The organism is Photobacterium sp. MCCC 1A19761, from assembly GCF_037389125.1.
Taxonomy (GTDB): domain Bacteria; phylum Pseudomonadota; class Gammaproteobacteria; order Enterobacterales; family Vibrionaceae; genus Photobacterium.
Map to the genome: position 1 here is coordinate 1 of NZ_JAZGTF010000072.1, position 711 is coordinate 711.

General features: G+C 46.6%; 1 rRNA gene. It reads right to left on the reverse strand.

The features are described from left to right. A 23S ribosomal RNA gene (locus VV869_RS24400) occupies nt 1-474 on the reverse strand; the annotation flags it as partial. Between the last annotated feature and the right edge of the window lie 237 nt (nt 475-711).

Sequence of the window (711 nt, forward strand, 5' to 3'; positions counted from 1 at the left end):
GGTTCTTTTCGCCTTTCCCTCACGGTACTGGTTCACTATCGGTCAGTCAGGAGTATTTAGCCTTGGAGGATGGTCCCCCCATCTTCAGACAAGATAACACGTGTCCCGTCCTACTCGTTTTCACTTTAAATGCGTTGTCGGCTACGGGGCTATCACCCTGTATCGCGGCACTTTCCAGAGCCTTCACCTGACGCATAAAAAGCTTAAGGGCTAATCCGGTTTCGCTCGCCGCTACTGCCGGAATCTCGGTTGATTTCTCTTCCTCGGGGTACTTAGATGTTTCAGTTCCCCCGGTTCGCCTCAATACGCTATGTATTCACGTATTGATAACTGCTTATGCAGCTGGGTTTCCCCATTCGGAAATCGCAGACTCAAGTGGCTCTTACTGCCTCATCTGCGCTTATCGCAAGTTAGTACGTCCTTCATCGCCTCTGACTGCCCAGGCATCCACCGTGTACGCTTAGTCACTTAACCATACAACCCCAAAGGGTCTGTACCGTAAACAACCAAGGCTTCCATCAATTGCTTGACGGATTAGTTTGTTTTGCCGGACTCTTCTTACACAAGACACTTGAATGTGTGTTGTTTGAGAACTCGTTTCTCTTTCGAGAAACAATAATTTCAATTCATCGAATTGAATTTACTAGTCAGCTTTCCAGATTGTTAAAGAGCATGTGTATTTCTTACCTAAACAAGTAGGTTCGATATCCA